The 432-nt window shown below is 77.5% G+C and carries 1 protein-coding gene; it reads left to right on the top strand.

The annotated features are described in order from the left end of the window. Positions 1-432 (top strand): SSI family serine proteinase inhibitor (locus V7E46_RS33735; RefSeq protein ID WP_333771953.1); only part of this gene is annotated, 432 nt, incomplete at both ends.

Here is a 432-nt window from a genome sequence, read left to right on the forward strand (position 1 = left end):
CCGCCACACCCCCCGCCGCACCCGCCTCGCCGCCGGCGCCCTCGGCCTCGCCGCCCTCGGCCTGCTGCTGGCCGCCGGACCCGCCGGGTCCATCGGCCTGCCCCGGCCCGGCTACGTCGGCCTCGCGGACCGCCTCACCGTCACGTACGACAACGGCGACGGGCAGCCCGTCACCCGCACCCTGCATTGCGGCGCCCTCTGGCGGACGGAGGCCAGCGCGGAGGAGCAGAACGCCTGCGGGCGGCTCGACGAGCTGGGCGGCCCGCTGGCGCCCGTGCGGACCGGGCAGATGTGCTCGATGATCTACGGCGGCCCCCAGACCGCCCACGTCACCGGCAGCTGGCACGGCAGGCCCGTCGACGAGTCGTACCGCAGGACCGACGGCTGCGAGGTCGCCCGCTGGAACCGCATGATGCCCGCCCTCCCCTCCCC

The organism is Streptomyces sp. IBSBF 2435, from assembly GCF_036815005.1.
Taxonomy (GTDB): Bacteria; Actinomycetota; Actinomycetes; order Streptomycetales; family Streptomycetaceae; genus Actinacidiphila.